Origin of the sequence: Roseimaritima sediminicola, assembly GCF_009618275.1 — a bacterium.
GTDB classification, from domain to species: Bacteria; Planctomycetota; Planctomycetia; order Pirellulales; family Pirellulaceae; genus Roseimaritima; species Roseimaritima sediminicola.
The window spans coordinates 1-21,751 of the sequence record NZ_WIAD01000014.1; the positions used below are offsets into that span (position 1 = coordinate 1).

Below are 21,751 nucleotides of genomic sequence, written 5' to 3' on the forward strand. Positions count from 1 at the left end.
AAGTCCGTTCTTTCTTCAACGCATCTAGTTTTTGTTGATCCTCAACGATCACAATGTGAGAAGTTCTGGTTACCATTCCTTCGATACGAGTTTGAAGACTGTCCACGATATGATTCAGTGCGTCAATTTCTACTTGCAACGTAGACGATTCCAGCTGTCCTTCAAGTGCACGGGCTGATTGCTGATGCGCCAACCGTGAATCTCGTATCTCGCGCCGCTGTTCTTCGAGTTCCATCTTCTGCAAGATGATGGCGACGATTACTCCAAGAAACGCTAGACCCGAAAACAACGCGTTCACAGCCCCAAACATATCCCCGAACGTGCCGCGAAGTTCAGGCGATTCAAATGACCGCCACGTGAGCAAACCGGCGATGGCCCACACTGCGACAACAAGTACAGCGCCAACCAGCGACCAGAAAACGAAGCCTTTCGAGTTGGTGCTGTCTTTCAAATTGATCCAATTCTTTGCGTAACGATGAATTATTAGCGGGTTAGTGCGTCAGTATAGGGAGTTTATGGCGGCTCAGCCGCGGATATTGCGGAGTTTTTATTGGCTGAGCTGGGCAATATCACAAACACCCCATTCGAGCTATGGCGTTTTGTTCACTTGCGATGCCGGGGCGGCTCGGCAACGGTCGGCCGCTGTGCGCTACGGCCCTCGGCTTTCCTTTAGACGGGCTGTCGCTTCGGATGTGGGAATGCTCCGAGCTTCGGGGTTTGCGACCTACCGCTGCTGGCTGTCGTTGCCGGACGGCGGATCGCCCCCGGCGCGGCGGAGGGCGGGCGGCCGACGCAGTTCCGGCCGCTGGTCTTCGGCCAAGCGTTTGCGGTTCTCCCGTTCCGGGTCCCGCTGCGACCAGCTCTCCCGGTACAGCGGCGACCAGACTTCGCGCAGGACACCGTCGTCGTGCCAGATGCAGCGGTAGCGGTGGGGTTTCCATTGCCGCACGGGCAGCTGATCAGGGGTTTTGACCAACCGCCAGGCGCGGACATTGTAACAGCGATCGGCCTTGGACCAGTCGTAGAAGACGATCTGGTCGAACACATGCCGCCCGTTATCGTCCAGGAAATGGTTGACTTCGATCAAATCGACTCGCTGCTGGACCACCGGTTCGTCGCCGGTCGAAGCGGTCATCACACTGGCGGCAACCAGCGACAGGCAGATAAATCCGTTCATCAGGTCCATCCTTTTTTGTTCGCCCTTCGATCGTGACCGCCGCCGCCAGGCTTGCCGGCAGCGGATCCGGCTTCCTTGCCGTTCTGGTTTCGCCGGTACGAAAACCAGCGTTTTGCCGTCAAGGTTGATGCCGCATTCCGCCTTTTGGCAGCGACGTTCCGCCCGTTGGAGCCAGCCGGGTAGTTTGAATAGCGGGACTGAACAAACCAGTGAAGTTCCTGTGGTCGCTAGCAAAGACGAGCTGGCGAAATCGCGGGCAGTTTGCTCCAGCGGCCTGCACTCGGCGGCCGAAGTAGCAAGTCAGATGGCCCCTTGGCTGCTCGACGATCTCCTCTTTGTTTGCCATCGACACGACTTAACTAAGCGATTCCCCCCAAGGATGAAGGACGCTCTGCCGATGCGCATGTCGTTTCGTATCGTTTGTCTCTCGCTGGTCGCCTTGTCGGTTCATTGTGGCGTGGCCGCCGGCCAACAACCCAACCCCGCTCCGGCCGGCAGTGGGTTCTACACCGATCCCGCCACCGGGAACGTCTATCGCCGCGTCCAGCGGACCATCGAAAAACCGGTCAGCGAGGTGCGCACGCAAGTCCGCGAGCGAACGATCTACAAACCGCAGGTCGTCACCCAGGTGCAATCCCAGCAACGCACGGTGTATTCGCCCACGGTTCAGTACGAGCTGGAGCCGCGGCTGTACAACCGCTGGAACCCCTTCGTGCCGGCGTCGCTGGGCTACGCCTACGTGCCGCGCACTCGCTGGCAAGCGCGCAGCGAAACCATCCAACAACCGGTCACGTCCACGCAGTGGGTGGCTGAGAAACAGACCGACACGGTGCCGACGCAGGTGACCCGGATGGCTCGGGAATCGGTCGTGCAGTACGAGTTGGTGCAGGGGTCGGCGGCGCCCACGGCCGACAACACCGTGATCGCGCGTCTCCAGCCCTATCAGCCCAGCACGCAGATTGCCGCGGCGGCCCCGGCACCGACGATTCCCGCCAGTGCGGTCGTCGGCGGAATCGCTTCGCTGGCCAGCGATCCGCCCAACCGTTCGACCACCCAGACCGGCATGCAGCCCTCGGTGCTGCAGCCGAGTGTGTTGCCGCCGCCGGTCGTCGCCAGCACGCCGATCATGACCTGGTTGCGCTAGGTTACCAGGCCCTTGGTCACGGTCATGAACACGTCTTCCAGGGTGGGGTCTTTGTCGTTGAAGGATTTGATCCGCACCCCTTCGCGGATCATGTGCTCCAGTAGATCCGCCAGACCCTGATCATCGATCGCCATTTCCGCTACCACTCGCGTCGGTTCGACTTCCAGTCCCTGCAGCGACTCATGGCTGCGGAGGATCGACAAGCCCGCATCGCGGCTGTCGTGGAACTGGATTTCGACGACGCGATTGCGGCGGATCTGGCGATAGACTTCGTTGATCGGTCCGTGCATCAACAGTTGCCCGCGTTCGATGATCCCGATCGACGTACAGCAATCGGCCAGCTCGGTCAGGATGTGGCTGCTGATCAAAATCGTCTTGCCCATCCGCCGCAGTTCTTTCAGCAGGGCTTTGACCTCGACGCGAGCCCGCGGATCCAGGCCGCTGGCCGGTTCGTCCAAAATCAATACCGGCGGATCGTGCACCAGGGTTTTGGCCAGACACAGCCGCTGTTTCATGCCTCGCGACAACCCGTTGACGAAGTCGTCGCGTTTGTGGGTCAGGTCCAGCAGTTCGAGGACTTCGGTGATGATCTGCTTGCGTTGGGTGCGGCCGATGCGGTAAGCGACCGCGAAGAAGTCCAGAAACTCCCAGACCTTCATGCCGTCGTAAACGCCGAAGTTATCGGGCATGTACCCCACGGCTTTGCGCACCGCGACCGGGTCCCCGGTGACGCTGTGGCCGGCGACCGAACCGCCGCCGCGAGTGGGTTTCAGCAGGGTGGCCAGGAAGCGGATGGTGGTGCTCTTGCCGGCCCCATTGGGACCGATAAAGCCGAACGTCTCCCCGGCCTCGATCTGGAGGTCCAGGTTTTCTACCGCGGTGAAATCGCCGTAGTCTTTGCCGAAGCCGTGTAATTCGATCATCCGCAGCGAGAGTCCTTACAAACCGAAGGCTTTAAAACGAAGCGTCGAGCTCCTGGTCCAACATCATGTCGTCGACCGTCTCTTGGGGCGGCGGTGCGAGGTTCACGTCGGGCCGAGCGGCGGGCGGAGCAGCGTGTTGCAGGTGTGCCACCAAGACGCTCTGTCGGTCGATCTGATTGGCCGCCGGTTCGACCCGCAGTTTGCTCGGGACCGAAGAGACGGACGCCACCACTCGGGCTTCGCCCGCACGCAGCACATCCGGCGAGGAGAGCGCGACGAGCAATTGCCGGACCGGCAAAGTCAACTCGCGAGCGGCGTCGCCGTCCTGCCAGCTTTCGTCCAGTCGGCTTTCATCGTAACGGCTGAACCGCAAGCCGTGCGTGCCGCCGGACGCCACGTCGCGAACGACCGCCAATTCGGCTCCCTCGTCGCCAGCGCTTCGCACCACAAAGGCGTGTTCTAGCGTCAGGTCGGAATCGTTTTGCAGGGCCTGTCCGTCGGCGGACAGCGCGATCGAGCCGCCGACCGAAAGGATCTGTTCGGCGTGCACCAGGCGGGTCTGGTTCGAGGCGACCTGCACGCCCGCCAGGATCGGGCCCGCGCCGTAGCCGAATCGCAAGCGCACCGAATCCGATTCCAAACTGTCGTGCCAAATGCCCACCGGCAAGGCCACCGCGTCGGCCGTGTCGAAGGCCAGTTCGTAGTCCGTGCCCAACGAGCTGTACAGCGCCAGAAAACTGCTCAGGTGCGCTCGGTCGTAGCCGGGTTGCATCTCCAGCACACAGAGCTCGTTTTGCAGTCGCGCAAAACCGATGTCCAAGCGTGCCGCACGAGCGACCCAGACGGCGCCGCCGATGGCGATCAGGGGCACCGCGATCCAGGCGTACTCCAGCCGCCGGAAGAGGCGAAAAATCAGGTAGTTCAGCGGCACCAGAATTACCAGGTACCAGGCCAGCGACTTGGCGACAAAAGATGGCGGCGGGATCGAGATCCCCGATTCGCGGACCAGACCATTGAGCACCAACGTGGCGACCTGGCTGCGGTCGGTCCAGGCACCGACCCCGCCCAGCGGTTCGGCGATGCTGGCCGGCGGAGCCCAGGCGGCCAGTTGCGACGAGACGGCCTGGGAGCTCCGGTCGCGGGACGAGGGCTCTTGCGGCGCGGCGCGACCCTCGTCCGCCTCGCCGCTGGCGGCCCGCCGAGCCGCGGGAGCCGGCGCGTCGTCTTCGAGGTTCCAGCGGCGGGCATCGAACGGTGCCAGACCGTCGCGAGCCAACAGCCGAACCCAAGTATTCAAAGCCGGCAGATTGTCGTTGCTGGTGGGATCGTCCGCGTACTCGAGCAACAGCCGCGAATCGCCCGAATCGTTGTAGCGACGCGGCGGCCGAGTGAGCAGGACGTTGTTAAAGAAGCTGTCGCGCGAGGCCCAGTTGCCCAGCACGTCGGTGGTCAGATCGAAACGCGTCATCACGATTCGGCCCAGTCCCACGCGGCGTGAAAGCACCAGGTCGCCCGTATTGGGCACCGCTTCGGCCTCGCTGCGAAGACTGCCCTCAAGAGCCACGCGGGCGCCGCTCTGACGAACCACGGCCTGCTGCTGGACGGTCGTGGCATCGTCCTCGACCGACCAGGACTCCAGCATCGCGGCAAAAGCCTCCGGCTCCCACTCCCCCAAGCGTTCCGCCGACATCGGCAGCCAGGGGTCCAGCGGGCTGCCCGCAAGCGTTTGGTCGGCGTACCGACCGTTGATCAGGATGCGGCCGCCCCAGTGCAACCAGTCCACCACGGCCTGTTGCTGGGCGGGGGTCAAGCGATCGATCGGGACATCGTCCCACAACAGGTACGCCGTGCTGGTCCAGTCCAGCATCGTGTCGGGCAGAGGCAGCAGGTCGTCCTCTTTGGGAAACACGACCCGATAATTGACCGGGTTGGCCGAAGACTCGTCGCGGTTGATATCTCGCGGCGGCTTGACCCAGTCGGCGACCTGCAAACTGACAAAGCGCTCGGGACGACTCGTCAAGATGACAAAGAAATACTGTTCGGGTCGCAACATCTCGACGATCTTATCGCCGCTGTCGTAGGCCAGCCCCTGTTGCCGGCTGATCAAGCGGTCGCGGAAAAAACCTTCGCGAGCATCGATCCGCCCGGGCAGCGGTGCCAGAGCGCGGAAGTCCAATCGTTTGCGCTGTCCCTTGGGCAGCACGGCCGGGCGCTGGGCCAGCACCGGCTGGGCGACGCGTTGGGCTTTGCCCCATTCATCGCGAAGCACGTGTCCGGTGAACACTTCCAGCGTGCCGCGTTGGTCTTCGCGATTGGCTTGCAGCGGTTTGCTGGCCGACAACCAGTGACCGGGTTTGAGGCGGTAGTCGGACGGTGCCTGACCGCTGGGCGCCGGGGCCACGGCCGAGGCGGTGAACTGGTTGACCGGCAACGCCTCGTCGTCCTCTGGGTCGTCGTGACGACATCCCTCACAGCCGACCAGTGCGGGAAGGAGCAGCAGCAAACAGAGCCAACGCCAGAACGGCCGCCGGCGAGCCAAAGAGGAATCAGACGAGCGACCGCTGGCATCCACCACCGCGTTACCAGCCCATGACCATGTTGGATTCGATCACCTTGCGAGCGGTCTCCAGGTCGGAGCCCGTTTCCTGGCGATACAGGCGGATCGCGTGAACCTTGTCGCCGGCGGACTTCGACAAACAATCACGAGCCACGCCGCAAGGGTCGATCGCCGGCGTGCTCAGCCCCAACGCCCCCTTGCTGATCACCCAGCTGTCACGCGGGCGTTTGGTCAAGCGGATGACCTCGTCACTGGGATACGCTTCGTCGACGACACTCTGAGCCGCCGACTCGTCTTCGGCCCAGGTAATAATAATGTGTGCGTTGGTTTCAATCTCGAACAGAGGCATCGCGTCCACTCCTGTCAGTACGAACGAGGCGAAGTATGCAGCAACCGGCAACCTGCGTAGTTGTGCATCATACCGCCCCCTGACGGGGCTGCAACAATTCCAACCGCCGGGCAAATGAAACGCAAACAGAATCGTTCCGAAGATGCGGCCTGCGCCAAAGTAGCTCGGCTGCCCCAGCCGTGAGGCGCCAAAGTAGCTCGGTTGTCCCAGCCGAGAAACCAAACAAAGTAGCTCGGTTGTCCCAGCCGAGAAAAACCGAATAAACGCCACCGCCGCTTGAAAACATCCGCCCCCTCGCGGACTGCGGTTTACGACTTGCGCAGGTCCGTACTGCGCATGCAGAGGAACCCAAAGGCCACCGCGCAGGCCGCCAGGATGCCCCACTGGGTCATGTTCAGGTTGTTGCAGTACCGCACCAGGTCGTCCAGGGCGTACCGAAAGCTGAAGCTGGAAGCAATCGAGAGCGGGTTCATGATCGACTCGGAAAGAAACGGACAGGGGCCATTGTGAGATCCTCCAAGGAAGGCTAGGTTAGGGATTCTTCGGCGGTCGGAGCCGAGCGAGTTTTTGAGAAAAAAAGTCCTCGAAAACTCATCCACCCCGGCTTGCGAGCCGATAGACCAAACGTATAATCCTCATCCTGTCAGACGTTAAAGCGTCTGCGACGCCAGGACATCTGGCGCGGTAGCTCAATTGGTTAGAGCCCCGGACTGTCGATCCGGAGGTTGCGGGTTCGAGTCCCGTCCGCGTCGCTTTCTTTCTTTACAGCCGATCCCGCTCTCTTTCGCGGGATGCTTGCTCCGGCTGCTGACCGCTCCGCCGATGTGGTGGACTGCGGTTCGCTCATTCGGCCACATCGAGCGGTGACTCTGTGTTGTCCGGTCATTCGCGCGATGTGGGACGAACGACCCAGGCGTCTTGCACTTTGGATTCGACGGCACCGCGAGCGAGGTTAAACCACTTCGCCGCGCGGTCCAGGATCTGGCTATCGGCCGAAGCGACGACTTGCGGGGCTTTCACCAGCACGGCATCCGGGTCCGGCACCAACTCGACCTCCCAGTCCCAGCCGTGCTGCCGAACGGTTTCGCGGAGCATTGTTTTCAAGCGGCCGCTGTTGGAGACCGGCCGGTCGAGCAGCCAGCGACAAGAGCTCACCTTCCAGGCCGCCAGCCGTTCGCCCAGGATCTGGATCGCTCGAGCGGTTTCCTCCACGCGGCGGTAGCTGCCGTGCATGCTGGCCATGTCACGAAAACAACCATCTCGAGCCTGCAGAATCACCCCACCCGACAAGGCGGCTTCCAGCGTCGTCAGCACGTTGAACCCATCGATCCACAGGGCGTTGCCCGGCAGGTTGTGCACAGAAACTTGATGCTGCTTTCGCCGCGTTGCATCGCCATCGCTGCAGCTGCACCGCCCCACGGCCACCCGTTGCCGCGTCCGGAGCGCATAACGGTCGCCTACCAGTTTGAGCGCGGAAGCCGCCGCATAGCGACGGCTCAGCAGCCAGGACAGGTCCTCAACGGCATGGGAAAGACGAGCCAACACGTCGTCGCCGAACAGGCGCCGATCGTAGGGGTGCGGGCCGCGATGCTTGCGATGGTCGGGCATGACAACAATTCTTCCAAGAGGGGACGGGGATCTTCTTGCGGAAAAGACCTCCATCCCCTCTTTCTGGCTGGCACGCGTTCTGGCTGGCACGCGGGCCAGTGCCATCGTGGGCCTGCTGATCCTCGGCCTCGCCCCGGCAGCCGCCCAGGAACCGCAAGTGACGAAGTCCCGCGCTGTTCGTGCGAGCGTGTTGTTGCCAGCTTAGCCCGCCTGCGTGAAGCGTTGCTGAAGCTGGTCGGCGATTTGTTCCGATGCCTTCGTGCCTTGACTTTGCCGCTGATGTTCGCTTAACAGCTCCTCTGGATCCTCCAGCAACTCTCCGCTGGATTCTCCGCTTGCGGACTGTTCGATGGCCTGCAAAATCAGAAGCAGTCTTTCTTGACTTCCGTGGCGACCAACTCTTTTAGCTTGGCCACGTTCTCCTGGTCCTGCTGTTTCAGCGAACGCCAGAAATTCTGGAGTTCCGAGTTGCCTTCGGCGTTGGCGATGTACTGATCATACCGCCAAACGCCATCGATCCGCTTACTCAGTTCGTGGACCAGATCGTGATCGTGATCGGCGATGGCAGCCGTATCACCTATATGCTGGGTTTGTTGTGCGGTGGTCATCCGAGGACTCCCGTCTACTGTTGAGTAAAAAGTGAAGATACGGTCAAGTTCGGTGCATGTGGCTTCGAATCCAAGCCACGGCTCGGCGAGGAAAATGCCGCAAATCGTGTGCCCCCTGCGAACAGAACGGCGATGCAAACGAAGGGTCACACCAGCCGATCTTGTTGACCCGCCCAGGGGACGCGGTCCCGGCTCGCGCTGGCCTTTGCGAGGCCTAGCCGTAGAATGGTTGCCCGTGGCTGTCCCCATCCAGACTCAGTCGCCATCCTGACTCACCGACGACAGACGTTCCTTCTTCCCCGGCAAGATGCCTATGACTGTCCATCCCTTTCACGACGTCTCCGCAGGCGATCACGCACCGGAGGTGGTCAATACGATCGTCGAGATCGGGCGCGGGGGCACGATCAAGTACGAACTGGACAAAGCGACCGGCTTGTTGCGGATGGACCGCGTGCTGTACTCGGCGGTCCACTTTCCCGCCAATTACGGATTCATTCCGCAGTCCTGGGGCGAAGACGACGACCCGCTGGACATCCTGATCCTCTGCCAGTTCGCCGTGCAGCCGTTGACGCTGATGGAAGCCAAGCCGATCGGGATGCTGACCATGGACGACCAGGGCAAGGCCGATCACAAAATCATCGCCGTCGCCACCGCCGATCCTGAATACAGCGGATTCGACTGCATCGACCAACTGCCCCCACATCGGCTGAGGACCGTGCAACGCTTCTTTCTCGACTACAAGCAATTGGAAGGTGTCGAGGTAGACGTTCGCGACATGCAGTCCGTGGAAGTCGCCCATCGCATCATCGCAGAAGCTTGCCAGCGGTATCGGCGGAAACGCGTCTGAGCGGGGCGGAGCTCTCCCTATCAGGCTATGAAACGGTCGCCGAAGTTGGCATCGTTGTTGCACCATCTGGTCCTCTAGAACTCTCCTTCGCTTGCAGCCGCCCGGCGCCGCCTGCCGGGCAAGCGGCCTGTGGATTTATCGAGCCGTTTAGGTGCTAGCCTCGGTTTCGGCACCGCAAAACCGAGGCTATCGCCCAAACGGCTCACGAAAGCCATGCGTTTTCGAATCAGTCGACGGGCCGCAAGCTGAGGCGTCTTCTTCGAGGGATTATTACGATGGAATTCATCCGCCTTCTGCTGGCTTTTCTGCTTCCGCCGGCTGCCGTCTACATCCAGTTCGGCGTCGGAAAACATTTTTGGATCAATTGTGGGCTGACCCTACTGGGCTTCATTCCCGGGATGCTGCACGCGGTCTATATCATGGCGGCTCGGCAGCCCGGAATGACGAAACTGTAAGATCCAAAAAACTCCGTCAGCGCAGCGAACCTTGGTCGGCGATCATCCAGCCCTGATCGGTCGCGGACCGATATCGGGGTCGTTTGGGGTCGTTTAGGATCGTTCATCCGATGCACAGCCGGTTGGCTTGACGTTTGCACGCCTTTTTTCGGTATTACGGTTTGTGATACGCGCAAAAAGGAGAATGGAAATGGGACTGTTTACGAGCACCGAATTCAACTCGTTGGAAGACCTGTTGGTCGAACAACTGCAAGACCTCTACGACGCCGAACATCGCTTGGTCGAGGCGCTGCCGAAGATGGCCGAAGCCGCTTCGTCGAGCGAACTAAAGCAAGCCTTCCGCGAGCACTTGGAAGAGACCAAGGGGCACGTCCAGCGACTGGAGCAAGCCTTCAAGTTGCTCGATCGCTCGGCCAAACGCGAGTCCTGCGAAGCGATGAAGGGGCTGGTCAAAGAAGGCGAAGAGATGATCGAAGCGAAGGGTGATCCGATGGTGCGCGATGCGGCCTTGATCGCCGCGGCCCAACGTGTCGAACACTACGAGATGGCCGGCTACGGTTCGGCTCGTAACTTCGCCCAGCGATGCGGCCGCAGCGACGTTGCCGATCTGCTGCAGCAGACCCTGCAGGAAGAAGGCAACGCGGACAAGAAGCTGAGCTCGATCGCTGAGTCGTCGGTGAATGTGGCCGCGTCGAACGCCTGATCGAGCGCCCCGAGTCGACGTATCGCGGCACGCTCGCCGGCGGTGGGTTTGCCGGCGAAAGGTGACCGCGTGCTGGCGTCCTGCGGCTGATGGTAACCGCGGGCTAGCGCACTGCGGCTGATGGTAACCGCGTGCTAGCGCACTGCGGCTGATAAAGGCTGTGGCCTATCAGCCCCGGGGCTGGCACGCGTTTTTTTATGCGCTGGAGTCTAGCCTTTAGGCGATTCCTATCCTGAGTTGGCACCCAGGGCTACCGCGTATCGCCACTCCGTGGCTGTTGCTTGCTGGTGGCGACAACGCCTGCCGGAATCGCAGAGCGATGGCGTGTGGTAGCCCCAAAGCGGGCGAGCCCCGCGGTGCGGTCGCCCGCGCAACCGCGTTTCAGTCCCGGTGGGACGACGTCCAGCGTCTGGCGACTTCAGCTACCACCTAACCCGCCAACTGATAGACGATCAGCCCGACCATCGCGACCGATAAGGCGATGGCGATTGCGGCCACCAAACCATCGCGGGCCATCACCGCCAAACCGAATGCGGCGATCGCGGCTCCGGCCAGGTTGGCGCTGAAGGGAATAAACTCCAACACCGGTGTCGTCATGGCCACCACGATGCAGGCCACCGCGATCATCGTCACGCTGCCATGGTTGAGCAACGCTTGGTAGCGAGGCTTGGTTACGCGGTCCAGCCAACCGGCCGGCTTGCGAAGCCACGAAATCATCTTGTCGACGTGCTTGCGTCGCACTTTCCGGCGTTCCATCCAGCCCGGGATCCACAGGTGCTCGCGGCGCATCACCATCTGCACGGCGATGAGGATCACGACGATACCCAGCAACGTCGGGACGCCGGGAATGTCTGCCGGCCCCGGGACGGCCATCACCAGTCCAATCACCAACAACAGCGACGCGTAGGACTGGTGACCAATCTGGTCCATGACCTGCCCGAGGGTCAGCGGATCATGGTCTTCGGCAGTGGCCTGCACCTCGTTTAATAGCTGATGGAGAGGAGCGGTACGGTGGGCAGGCATGAAGTTTCCTTTTCATTCGTGTGACCAAGGGCGGAGAGCGTCCCCCGGAGCGGTGAACGCTCGGGCACGGCTGCTTGCTGCGGTACGGCCGCTCGCTGCGACACGGATGCTCGCTGCGACACGGATGCTTGCTGCGGTACGAACCGCTGCAAATCCGAGGCCAGCACGCCCCGGGCGGGAACGAGACTTGCACCGGCAATGGGCGTTTGCAATTGACTCCGCTCCCTTTCCCCAACCGAGGCTTTATCGATGTCCACCGCGACCGAGCACCGTGTCACCCTGGTCGATCCCCGCACGCTGTACAGCCAACCGCCATTCAAACAGCAGGAGCAGTTCGCCGTCCCCGGCAAAACGACTCAGATGACGCCGACGCCCGATCACGGCGAGCAAACCTACAAGGGCAGTGGCAAACTGAGCGGTTTGACGGCCCTGATCACCGGTAGCGATAGCGGCATCGGTCGAGCGGTGGCCCTGGCCTACGCTCGCGAAGGCGCCGACGTGGCGATCAGCTACCTGTCCGAAGACGAGGACGCCAAACGCACCGCCGAACTGGTGCGCGAAGCCGGCGTGAAGAGCGTGACCCTCAAAGGCGATCTTCGCGAACAGTCCACCTGTGAATCGCTGATCCAACAAGTCGTGGACCAATTCGGGAAACTGGAAATCCTGATCAACAATGCCGCCTACCAACAAACTCGTGAACAGGTCGACGAGTTTTCCACCGAGGTCTTCGACCGCGTCTTCAAAACCAACGTCTACGCACCGTTCTGGTTGTCGCGAGCGGCGCTTGCGCATCTGCCGCCCGGCGGCAGCATCATCAACACGGCGTCGATCCAGAGCTTCGACCCCAGCGGTTACCTGCTGCCCTACTCGGCCAGCAAGGGAGCCGTCGCGGGAATGACCAAAGCCATGAGCGAGTTGGCCATCAAGCGTGGCGTGCGGGTCAACGCGGTGGCGCCCGGGCCGGTGTGGACGCCGCTGATTCCCAGCACCATGCCCGAAGACAAACTGGAAAAGTTCGGCGGCAATACGGTCTTCGAACGCCCGGCACAGCCCGCGGAACTGGCGCCGTTGTACGTCTGGCTGGCCAGCCCCGAAGCCAGCTTCGTCACCGGCGAAATCTTCGGCTGCACCGGCGGACGCACGCCGCTGTAGGCGGGACTGCCCCGGCCGCCTCCGCCGCTCACTCCACAATCATCACGCCGTTCATCACCATCGCATGCCCCGGGAACGTGCACACAAATGGATAACGTCCGGGGGCTTTCGGCGCGGTGAAGTACAGCGTCTGCGCGGTGCCGGGTTCGACAATGTCGGTGTGGCAGAGGATGTCGTCGGAGTCCGGGATGTAGTGCCGCGCAAAGGCTTCCGGATCGGCGATCAGCTCGTTGGCCGCCGCTGCCACACGCTGCAGGGAACCCGGCCGAGCCAGCACCCAGTTGTGCGGGACGACGTCCGGATTGGCGAGGGTAAACGCCAGCGGCTCGCCCGCCCGAACGCGCACCTCGGTCGTCCGGTAGGTGAGGTTCGTGCCGGTTTCGATCGTCAACTCTCGAGCCCCTTCGATGGGCTGCAGCCAGGGATTGGGCACCCGCAGGGCGCTCAACGCCATGTCCGCCAGGATCGGGTGCGCGGCGAGAGTCTTTTCCTGCCGAACGTAACCGGGAAAATTTTCGAAATCGTCATCCAGGGCGTGTACGGTTAACAGCAGATCATGCCCCTCAGCAGTGCGTCCGGCCGTCACGAACCGGTCGGATCCATTGACGTGCATCCTCAGGTGCAACTGATTGACCGGCTGGAGGTCGGGGATCTCCAGAAACAGCGAACGGCCATCGGGCAAGACGTGCGCCGAACGGATCGCCAAGGGATCGTGGCCAGCCACGCCGGGATGCATCGGCGAGTACTCGGGCGAACCGTAGGCACCGCCGTAGCGGTAGTTCCAGCACTGCGCAAAGTGACTGCCGGTATCCGCCGCGGTATCCGCGTCCAGTGGCCGAGCGAAATCAACACGTACGCCGTTGCGATGAACGTGAAAACCGATCGGCATCTGAACCGCTTCGCCCCTGTACCGGATTCGCTGGAAACAACCGTCCTCCGGCACGTAAGCCCCCCAGCCCTGCATACCGGTTACGTACAGGTGTCCGTCGTGCGGCGAAAAACGGCCGCGATGAACGCCGGAACGGAAGTCGCCCGCCAGCGGCACGACTGCGCCCTGACGCTGCGAGCCGACGCGATCCTGAAGGATCATAAACCACGTCCCGGCACCGAATGAGAAATGCAGCAACTTGCCGCCCATCTCGCCCCAGTGGTTTTTGGGCACCACGGTCTGGCCGCCACTGCTATTGTCCAGGCCTCGCGGCAGATATACCAAGGGCAACTCCGGCGGCTGGCCGTCGCGCGGGCCGCGGTAACCGAAGTGCGGCGGCGCCGCCCCCGGTGAACCGTCGCCGGCCAGTGTTTGCGCTTCCAGCGGCACCGCGCACACCATCGACGCCGGCGTCCACTCTCCTTCGGAACACGGCACGGTCAACAGGCCCTCAGGCGTCAGGCCCAGGCCGTCGGAATTACGAAACCCGGTCGCCAACACGTCCGCGCGGCGTCCATCGGCGGTGATTCGCAGCAGGCCTTGGTTGCCCGAGGCCGTGTAGAAATTACCGGCCTCGTCCCGCTCCAGACCGCAAATGAAATCGTGTCCGGCCGGTGAGGTTTCGAATGCGTTGGAAAAGCATTCGTAGTAATCCGCTTCGCCGTCACCATTCAAATCGCTCAGACGCATCAATTGGTCGCGGCACTGCACGTAAACGCGTCCCTCGGCGACGACCACTCCCAAGGGCTGGTGCAGCCCGGCCGCAAACCGCCGCCAGCGAGCGACGCCCGCGCTGTCTGCATCGCCAAGCCCCGACACATGCCACACGTCGCCGGTCATCGTGCTCACCATCGCACTGCCGTCGGACAGGAAGTCGTGACCGGTGCAGTACAGCGGAACGTTCCAGGGATTCGGTTCGGGAAGCTCGATGGTGTCGATCGCAAATGGGCGTCCGCGACCAGGCCGAATGGCGGTCTCCAGACGTTGGGGCCACCGGGCCGATAGAGCCGACGCATCCTTGCCGCGCACCGCATCACGCATCGGGTGTTCGTCGCGAAGCCTTCGCACGCGGGCAAAGCGCCCCTCCTCGATGCTGGGCATGTCCAGGTATTCGGTGTCGCCCAGGCGATAGGCAAACACCACGCGATCGCCGACGCGGTAGTAGCCGTGGTAGACGAACGGTTCGTCGGGAGCCGACGTCTGCGGAGCCTGTACCACGGTGCCCTCTAGTCTCAGACCATGCATGAATCCGTGGCGCACCGAAGACAGCGACACAAACCCATCTCGCCAAACCGCTTCATAGGCCAGCGTGTCGGGGTTGAAGCACACGGCCCAATTTTTGTTCGGGCCGATCCGCACGCAAATGCCGCGGGCAATCGTCTTGCCACCACCGCGAAACACGCCGGACTGAACCGTCCCCAGGTCCGCTTGTTGCCAACGCTCCGCCGCCCACGTCTGTTCGTTCTGATTACCCCAGTGACTGTGCTTGCCACCATCCAGGCCCGGGTAGGGAGCCAACACCATGGGCACCCGGTCCTGCGTTCGAAAGTGTTCGGCCTGCTTGGTATAGAAATCGTAGATTCGGTCGCGATTCACGTGGTGCGCGGCGTGGGACCAACGCCGGGGAGCCAGCGGAGCGGTGTCCAGCGGAAAACGGGCTGGACCGTGTCCCGGACCGTGATGCAGTGCGTGCTGTAGTTCCGAGGGGAGTTCGGCATCGTTGCCGGTGACCTCGATCAAGAACCGAACCAGGTCTCGCAGCTGCTTTCGCGAAAGCGCTTGTGCCAGGTCGCCGGGCATGGGCGAGCCCTGCTGCAGTTCCGCATCGATGTGGTCCTTGGCAACAACGGTTTCCTCCCCCGAGGCGGGGTCTCGCAGCGTCACGCTCGCCTCGTCTTCGCCGACTTTGTAACCCGTGGCGATGTGCCCATCATCGGTCAGAACCTGCCACGAAACGTACTCCGGGCGAACTTGTCGATTGGGCCACAGCAGTGATTCAACCAAGTGTTCGGCACTTGGACGCGGAGCCAGTTTGGTCAGATCCGGACCGATCACCCCGCCGCGGCCGCCGACGCGATGACAGGACAGGCAAGCCGACTTGGCACCGGCAAAGACGGCCGCCCCGGACGCGGCGTCGCCTCGCTCGAGTGCCTCATCCACCAAGGCCGCCACATACCGCGGATCCTCGGGCGGCGAGCCGGACTCAACCGTCGCCGGCCGACCAGCGGCCGATGACAGATTTACTTCACCTCCTGCTCGGCCACCGTCACCAAGTGACCGATTTCGCTCACCCGATGATTGATTTCCGTCATCTGACGACGGAATTCTGTCTTCGGCGGAATCATTGCTTTGATCCGCTGTCTCTGGTGGTTTGGCTGGTTTCGGCGGCTGGTAGGACGCCGGCGCCGGCGGTTTCGGGCCCGCGGTCCCGGGAGCGATCAACTCGGTACGCACCCAGCGGAGGCCGGCGAGGTTTTCTTGCAGCGATTCGCGAGCGTCCAGATTGTTGCGGTGATCCAGGATCCCGACCGGACCGTCGTAGCCGCTGCGCACCAGGGTGCGGATCATCGCCAGTTCGTGTTCGCCTTTGCTGATCCCCATGATCTTGGGCTGGGCACCTGGGTTCATACCGTTCAGGTTCACGCAGTGCAGGTAGGGCAGCATCGCCGCAAGCAACGCCGGCCAATCGTCGATGTGGTCGTGGCCATGGTGGAAGTTGTAGGTAATGCCGACGTGGTCGAAACCACGCCTACGCAGCTCGCGACAGACGGCCACCAGGTTTTCGGGTTCGCCGCCCCAGCCGCCGTGGTTGTAGAGGGCCAGTTTGCAGCCCAAACGCTTGGTACGCTCCGCGGCGGGGATCAACGCCTGCGCGGCCGCGCGCACCTTTTCGGCTTGGTCGCCTTCCGCCGGGTTGGGCGGCATCAACCAGATCTGCGGATGCAGGTCCAGTTTCTCGAACAACCGGTAGGCTTCGTCGTGCTCGCCCCAAAACGCGAACAATTCGATCCCATGCCGTTGGTAGGCCAGAAACTCTTCTTCGAATTCCGCGACGTGCTTGGCTCGCCAATCGTAGGCACAGCGATCGATGCCCAGATCGGCCAGCATCTGGGCGCGCTGCCTTGGACCGCGCTGGGCCGCGTCGAACGGCACGATGCACCACGCCACCAAATTGTCGGGGGCCAGGACGGCCGCGCCAGATACAGGACTCGCCGCTGTCTCAGGGGTCGGCGCCTGAGTCCAAGCAACGGGACCGTACGCGAGGAGGGCGAGCCACGCAGCGAGGATGTTTCGGAGCGGGTGATGCATAGCGAACAGAGAAGGATAGGCGGGGAGGAGCTGTGGAGTAGGCCAAGAGGGCGGAGTGACGTTTGATTGTCCTGCAGCCGCGGCGGTCGGGCAACAAGGTTCAAGTCCGGGCCCAGGGAAGGACGAACAATAGTAACGGTTCTTCGGGTAAGGATGACTTTTTCGACGCGGACAGCGACTTCTATGCAGATCGATTCGTTGCTGGACACCGGTGCGTCCCGCAGCACCGCGGGGAGCCCGCGGCAACAGCAGGTGCGTGCCGAACGGACCTTGCAGGGCGTCTTTGCCGAGGTTTTGGCCGCTGCGGGCCGGCAGGGATACCTGTCGGGTACGGCGCCGGTATCGCCGTCGCCGGACGCAAACACAGTCGCAAACGCAGATGCAGACGCCGAGCCCGAGGCCATTACGGCGGCTTGGCAGGACTGGTTGACGGTAGGACGTGGGGCGATGCGTTACCGCGATGTCCAGGCGCCGCAGCAACTGTTCGACTCCTTTCACGACATCATGTTGCAGGCGAGTCGGCAGAACGCTTACGCGGCTCCGCAAGCTTTTCTCCGCGGCCTGAACGACCAGCAACTGGCGACGGTCCAGCAGATGCATCATCTGGCCCAGCCCATCGAAGTCGAGCCGTTGACCGCGGAGGGGGCGATGAATCTGCTGCTGCCGCCGGTCGCACAGGTCGATGTCGACCACGATGGGCTGACCGAATCCGGTGCGGCTTATACGCTTCGTTTCCCCGACAGCCGCACGCCCGCGGCGGTCGCCGACGCTTGGTACGAGGCCACCGCGGACTTGAGTCCGGCGGAGCGGTCGCTGCGAGAGATGCAGATGAAGATCGACGTGGTGCTGGCCAATTTTCATGTCGATTCGCAAGGACGCTTTTCGCACCGCGTCGAACCCGGTGATCCGGACTGGGTCAATCCGATGGCCGACCCGAAGTACTCATTCGGCGAACAGACGCGTCGCCAACTGGAATCGATCGAGTACTTTAAACATCAAACGCCGCCCGAGCAGTACCAGCGCGACCGCCGGTTCTGGACGCATTTTCAAGCTTCGCTACAAAACGCGGGAGCCCTTTCCAGCCGCGGAACATAATACGTCCTGCCCTCAAACCAGTTACCGATGTAGCGGAGCGGCGCAAGCCGCCCGGTGTTTTCGGGGTTTGTAGTATCGCGACACCGGAAAAACCGGAGGGCTTGCGCCCTGCCGCTACAAGGTATCGCGACACCGGAGGGCTCGCGCCTCCAACCGATTTAGCGGAGCGGCGCAAGCCGCCCGGTGTTTTCGGGGGTTTTGGTGCTTTCGGTATCGCGAAACCGGAAAAACCGGAGGGCTTGCGCCCTGCCGCTACAAGGTAAACCCTTCGGTTTGGTCGGCGGATGAGCGTGCTTGCGGCCGCGGTTCTTTGGGAGGCGACGTTTCCTCCGGCTGGTCGTCGACCAGGATCCGTACCGCCGGCGTGTCCAGGTCTTCATACTGGCCGCTGCGGATGCACAGAATGCAAGCGATCATCCCGCCGCCACCGAGCAACAACGCCAGCGGCAGGGCGATGAACAGAACACTCATCCCGCCTCTCCGGATGTCGAGTAAATCGGCCAGGCAAAACACAGCGACAGCACACTGACCGAGCTGATCGGCATCAACACGGCGGCCACCAAGGGACTGATCTGTCCGGCCATGGCCAGGCTGACCGCCACCACATTGTAGCTGAGCGAAACGGCGAACGCGGTGTGAATCAGCCGATGGGTGCGGCGCGACGCTCCGGCCAACTGGCCCAGGGACCGCAGGTCGTTGGACGCGACGAAAACCGGCGCCGCCCGCAGGCTGACCTCCGCTCCGCCACGCACCGCGATCCCGACATCGGCCGCCGCCAGCGCCGCGGCATCGTTGGCGCCGTCGCCGACCATCACCGTGGTCCCCGCGCCGCCCTGGCGGATGCGTGCCAATTTGTCTTCCGGCTGTAGTCCCCCCAGCGCATCGGCCGCTTCGATTCCCAGTTGCTGGGCAATGCGGTCAACAACCTCCTGGTGGTCGCCCGACAGGATGCCCACCTGCCATCCGGCTCGCCGCCAACGCCCCACGGTTTCGACGGCCGCATCCTTCAGTCCATCGCTCATCGACAGCACCGTGGTGGCAACCCCATCGAGGGCAACCCAGACCGGACTGAGCCCCTGTTGCAAACACCGCTGGGCGGCCTGCTGCAGGGCGTCGTCGATCGCGACGTTGTGCTCGGCCATCAGTTCGCGGTTGCCGACCAACACCTCACGGCCGTCGACGCGCCCACTCAATCCACCGGAGAGCCGAACGACCTGGTCGGCGGCAGGTCCGGTTTCTTGAACAGGTCCGGCCGAGGACGGGCGATAGGCCTCGGCGGCGCGGACGATGGCGGCGGCGATCGGATGGGGAGACGTTTTCTCCAGGGCCGCGGCGGCCAGCAGTCCGTCGCTGCTTCCCGCCACCAGCGTCGCCGCGATACGCCCCTCGGTCAGCGTGCCGGTTTTGTCGAACCAGACGCGGCCGGGCGAAGCCAAACGGGAAAAGGTCTGACCGTCGCGAACGAATACTTTCCGGCGAGCCGAACGACCGATCGCGACGGCGATGGCCAGCGGCGTGGCAAGGGCCAGGGCACAGGGACAGGCCACGATCAACAGCGACGTCGCGGCCGAGACGCCGATCTGCCAATCGTACCGGGCCCACGCCAAGCAGGTTAGAATCGCCAGCGTCGCGACGACGACCACAAACACGCCGCCGACGCGGTCGGCCAACTGGACGATCGGCGTCCGCTCCGCCGCCGCTTCGGCAACCCGCTGCATCACTTGACCGACCCGTGTGTCGGCGCCGCTGGCGGTTACCCGGACGTCGACTTCACTGTGCAAATTCACAATCCCCGCCTGAACTTCGTCACCCACGGCGACCGCTACGGGCAGGCTTTCGCCGGTCAGTAGCGAGCGATCGACCAGGCTTTCACCGTCGACGATCTCGCCGTCGGCCGGAAAGCTGTCGCCGGCGGCGACGCGAACAACCTGTTCGCTTCGCAAACGGTCGGCCAACACGGTTTGCGGCGTTCCCTGGTCGTCGAGGCGGCGAGCGTGCCGAGGTGTGATTCGCAGCAACAGGTCCACGGCGCGAGCCGAACGGTGTTGTTGGTGGAACTGGACCCAACGTCCGATCAACAACAAAAACACCAGGACCGCCAGGGAATCAAAGTACACGTCGCCGCTGCCGCGAAGTGCATTGATCACGCCCATGATCGATCCCACGCCCAGCCCCAGAGCCACCGGCAGATCCATGTGCGGCGTCCGGGTTCGCAGGGCTGCGACGGCACCGTGCAAGAACGTCCGCCCCGGGATCGCCACGGCGGCGATCCCCAGCGCGGTCCCGGCCAACAACAGGAACTGGCGGTGATCGGTTTCGACGTCGCTGGCGTCCCCGGCATACAGCGCGATGGCGATCCACATCGCGTTGGCCGCGCAGAAGCCCGCGATGGCGATATTCATCAACAGCTTGCGATGCTGGCGTTGGTACGCCGTGTCGCGTTGATCCGTCAGCGGCGTCAGTTCGTAACCGACCCTCTGGAACAGTCTCGCGATTTCGCTCAGCCGGATCGTTTCGCGATCGAAAATAATCCGCACCGTGTGATCGCTCAATTTGACCCGAGCCAGGTGCCATCCGGCCGTTCGCGCGGCCACGTTTTCGATCAACCAGGCACAGGCCGCGCAGTGCAGTCCGACCACCGCCAGCTCGCACTGGTACAACCCATCGCTTTGCCGCTGCGGTTCGGATTGTCCGAGAAACTCCGGCTCGTCGAACGCCGTCAGATCCGACGCGGCGAAACGGCTGGCGGCCGTCGCCCCGGATTGATCTCGCAGGTCATAGAACGACTCCAGGCCCCAGCCGGAGATCAATTGATACGCGCCGCGGCATCCCTGACAGCAGAACACCGTCTCCGGATCCGACTGCGGCGGACAGGGCGTCGAGAGCCCACAGTGACGACAGGGCAAGCGAGCCGTCTGGCACGTCGATGCCGCCGCGGCCTGCTCCGCTTGAGCTACGGGATTCATGATTCGCAGCCGCCCTCACAGCAGGGTAGGTCCGTGCCGGGAGCCTGCCGGACCCGCTCCAGCAATTGCTCGGTCGAAGCCTCGGTGGTCGATGCCGGCGCGTCGGCGAGCGTTCCTTGCAAACTTTCCAGCGACGTCATCGCCGCAAAGCCTCGCCCGCTGGCGGTAAAGCAACCGGTTGCCACCAGCAGCAACGCCGTGGCCACCGGCACGAATCCGGCGGTCCGCCCGGAAAGCCAGCGGGCCCCCAGGATCAGTCCTGTTAGCGCCGGCAGCGTCCCCACCCAGAACGCCGCCATCACCACGGCGCCCATCAACGGACTGCCTGTGGCCGCCGCGACCAAGGCGAACAGGTACAACCATCCGCAGGGCAAGAACGTGGTCAGAAAACCGATGCCGTAAGCCCGCACCGCCGGCGACTGTTTGGCCAGCAGAGGGCGCAGACGCACCAGGATCGCGGCGACCCGCGACGGGGGCACGGACGCCGCCGGCGGGATGCCGCCGCCGTTTTGGACGGGCGGAGAGCCGTTGCCGGCAGCGGCCTCGGCGGCCGTGCCGGTGGTCCCACGGCCCGGCGAGCGCAGGGGCCAACGACGCCACAGTTTCCACACCCCGATCCCCACCATCGCCGCGCCGGCAAGCCGCGCGGCGGTGACCTGCCAACCGATCATCTGACCGCCCACGTCGACCAACGACCCCAACAATCCGCCCACCCCACCGGCCAACAGGTACGTCGACAGGCGGCCGAGGTGATACAGCGTGGTCGACAACACCAGCCGGGTTCGGGGGACGGAACTGCCCGCCCCGCTGGCCAACAGCGCCAACGGGCCACACATCCCCACGCAGTGCAGGCTGCCCAGGAGGCTGGCCGTGAACACGGCGATCAGCAAGTACCACATGATTTATC

The 21,751-nt window shown here is 63.1% G+C and carries 19 protein-coding genes and 1 tRNA gene; 7 read left to right on the forward strand and 13 right to left on the reverse strand.

Annotated elements, in window-relative coordinates; all coding sequences use genetic code 11:
• A partial coding sequence (locus tag GE027_RS23050) for a hypothetical protein (RefSeq protein ID WP_202617371.1) occupies window positions 1-451 on the reverse strand: 451 nt, incomplete at its 3' end.
• 273 nt (window positions 452-724) lie between these two features.
• Window positions 725-1,177, reverse strand: a complete 453-nt coding sequence (locus GE027_RS09185; protein WP_202617372.1) for a hypothetical protein — start codon at window positions 1,175-1,177, stop codon at window positions 725-727.
• Between the two features lie 397 nt (window positions 1,178-1,574).
• Here GE027_RS09185 and GE027_RS09190 point away from each other — a divergent pair, with 397 nt between their 5' ends.
• Window positions 1,575-2,321, forward strand: a complete 747-nt coding sequence (locus tag GE027_RS09190) for a hypothetical protein (protein ID WP_153556896.1) — start codon at window positions 1,575-1,577, stop codon at window positions 2,319-2,321.
• On the opposite strand, the gene GE027_RS09195 is transcribed toward GE027_RS09190, so the two are convergent.
• From GE027_RS09195 to GE027_RS09210, 4 genes are all read right to left on the reverse strand, one after another.
• Entirely contained in the window at window positions 2,318-3,244 is a 927-nt protein-coding gene (locus GE027_RS09195; RefSeq protein ID WP_153556897.1) for an ABC transporter ATP-binding protein, read from the reverse strand. The genes GE027_RS09190 and GE027_RS09195 overlap by 4 nt on opposite strands.
• 31 nt (window positions 3,245-3,275) lie before the next feature.
• Entirely contained in the window at window positions 3,276-5,819 is a 2,544-nt protein-coding gene (locus tag GE027_RS09200) for a hypothetical protein (protein WP_153556898.1), read from the reverse strand.
• Window positions 5,820-5,823: 4 nt separating this feature from the next.
• The gene (locus GE027_RS09205) at window positions 5,824-6,150 is read right to left on the reverse strand and encodes a DUF6793 family protein (protein ID WP_153556899.1); all 327 of its coding nucleotides are present in this window, start codon (window positions 6,148-6,150) and stop codon (window positions 5,824-5,826) included.
• A gap of 308 nt (window positions 6,151-6,458) precedes the next feature.
• On the reverse strand, window positions 6,459-6,623 hold the full coding sequence (locus tag GE027_RS09210) for a hypothetical protein (RefSeq protein ID WP_153556900.1): 165 nt from the start codon (window positions 6,621-6,623) through the stop codon (window positions 6,459-6,461).
• A gap of 205 nt (window positions 6,624-6,828) precedes the next feature.
• Between GE027_RS09210 and GE027_RS09215 the strand changes: the two genes are divergently transcribed.
• Window positions 6,829-6,902, forward strand: a tRNA-Asp gene (locus tag GE027_RS09215).
• A gap of 130 nt (window positions 6,903-7,032) precedes the next feature.
• Here the strand turns inward: GE027_RS09215 and GE027_RS09220 are convergent.
• Entirely contained in the window at window positions 7,033-7,758 is a 726-nt protein-coding gene (locus tag GE027_RS09220) for a DUF434 domain-containing protein (protein WP_162006650.1), read from the reverse strand.
• Window positions 7,759-8,120: 362 nt separating this feature from the next.
• Entirely contained in the window at window positions 8,121-8,366 is a 246-nt protein-coding gene (locus tag GE027_RS09230; RefSeq protein WP_153556903.1) for a hypothetical protein, read from the reverse strand.
• A gap of 313 nt (window positions 8,367-8,679) precedes the next feature.
• On the opposite strand from GE027_RS09230, the gene GE027_RS09235 reads away from it, so the two are divergent.
• From GE027_RS09235 to GE027_RS09245, 3 genes are all read left to right on the forward strand, one after another.
• Window positions 8,680-9,213 carry an inorganic diphosphatase gene (locus tag GE027_RS09235; RefSeq protein WP_153556904.1) on the forward strand — a complete coding sequence of 178 codons (534 nt, stop codon included), beginning with the start codon at window positions 8,680-8,682 and terminating at the stop codon, window positions 9,211-9,213.
• Between the two features lie 275 nt (window positions 9,214-9,488).
• Window positions 9,489-9,668 (forward strand): YqaE/Pmp3 family membrane protein, encoded by a 180-nt coding sequence (locus GE027_RS09240; RefSeq protein WP_153556905.1) that lies wholly within the window; start codon window positions 9,489-9,491, stop codon window positions 9,666-9,668.
• A 190-nt stretch (window positions 9,669-9,858) separates the two neighbouring features.
• Window positions 9,859-10,371 carry a YciE/YciF ferroxidase family protein gene (locus GE027_RS09245; protein ID WP_153556906.1) on the forward strand — a complete coding sequence of 171 codons (513 nt, stop codon included), beginning with the start codon at window positions 9,859-9,861 and terminating at the stop codon, window positions 10,369-10,371.
• Between the two features lie 429 nt (window positions 10,372-10,800).
• On the opposite strand, the gene GE027_RS09250 is transcribed toward GE027_RS09245, so the two are convergent.
• Window positions 10,801-11,394: an exopolysaccharide biosynthesis protein gene (locus GE027_RS09250; protein WP_153556907.1), complete on the reverse strand. Its 594-nt coding sequence runs from the start codon at window positions 11,392-11,394 to the stop codon at window positions 10,801-10,803.
• A gap of 249 nt (window positions 11,395-11,643) precedes the next feature.
• Between GE027_RS09250 and GE027_RS09255 the strand changes: the two genes are divergently transcribed.
• A complete protein-coding gene (locus GE027_RS09255; protein ID WP_153556908.1) occupies window positions 11,644-12,546 on the forward strand; it encodes an SDR family oxidoreductase in 903 nt (300 codons plus the stop codon).
• Between the two features lie 28 nt (window positions 12,547-12,574).
• Here the strand turns inward: GE027_RS09255 and GE027_RS09260 are convergent, their stop codons facing one another.
• Window positions 12,575-16,642: a DUF6797 domain-containing protein gene (locus GE027_RS09260; protein WP_153556909.1), complete on the reverse strand. Its 4,068-nt coding sequence runs from the start codon at window positions 16,640-16,642 to the stop codon at window positions 12,575-12,577.
• Between the two features lie 324 nt (window positions 16,643-16,966).
• On the opposite strand from GE027_RS09260, the gene GE027_RS09265 reads away from it, so the two are divergent.
• A complete protein-coding gene (locus GE027_RS09265; RefSeq protein ID WP_153556910.1) occupies window positions 16,967-17,878 on the forward strand; it encodes a hypothetical protein in 912 nt (303 codons plus the stop codon).
• 252 nt (window positions 17,879-18,130) lie between these two features.
• On the opposite strand, the gene ccoS is transcribed toward GE027_RS09265, so the two are convergent.
• Genes ccoS through GE027_RS09280 form a run of 3 tightly spaced genes read right to left on the reverse strand, consistent with a single transcriptional unit; the run spans window position 18,131 to window position 21,743 of the window.
• Window positions 18,131-18,349, reverse strand: a complete 219-nt coding sequence (gene ccoS, locus GE027_RS09270) for a cbb3-type cytochrome oxidase assembly protein CcoS (protein WP_153556911.1) — start codon at window positions 18,347-18,349, stop codon at window positions 18,131-18,133.
• Complete coding sequence (locus GE027_RS09275) at window positions 18,346-20,844, reverse strand: heavy metal translocating P-type ATPase (RefSeq protein WP_153556912.1); 2,499 nt, start codon at window positions 20,842-20,844, stop codon at window positions 18,346-18,348. Before GE027_RS09275 ends, ccoS begins: the two co-directional genes overlap by 4 nt.
• On the reverse strand, window positions 20,841-21,743 hold the full coding sequence (locus GE027_RS09280) for a sulfite exporter TauE/SafE family protein (RefSeq protein ID WP_153556913.1): 903 nt from the start codon (window positions 21,741-21,743) through the stop codon (window positions 20,841-20,843). The genes GE027_RS09275 and GE027_RS09280 overlap by 4 nt, the downstream gene beginning before the upstream one ends.
• Window positions 21,744-21,751: the final 8 nt, after the last annotated feature.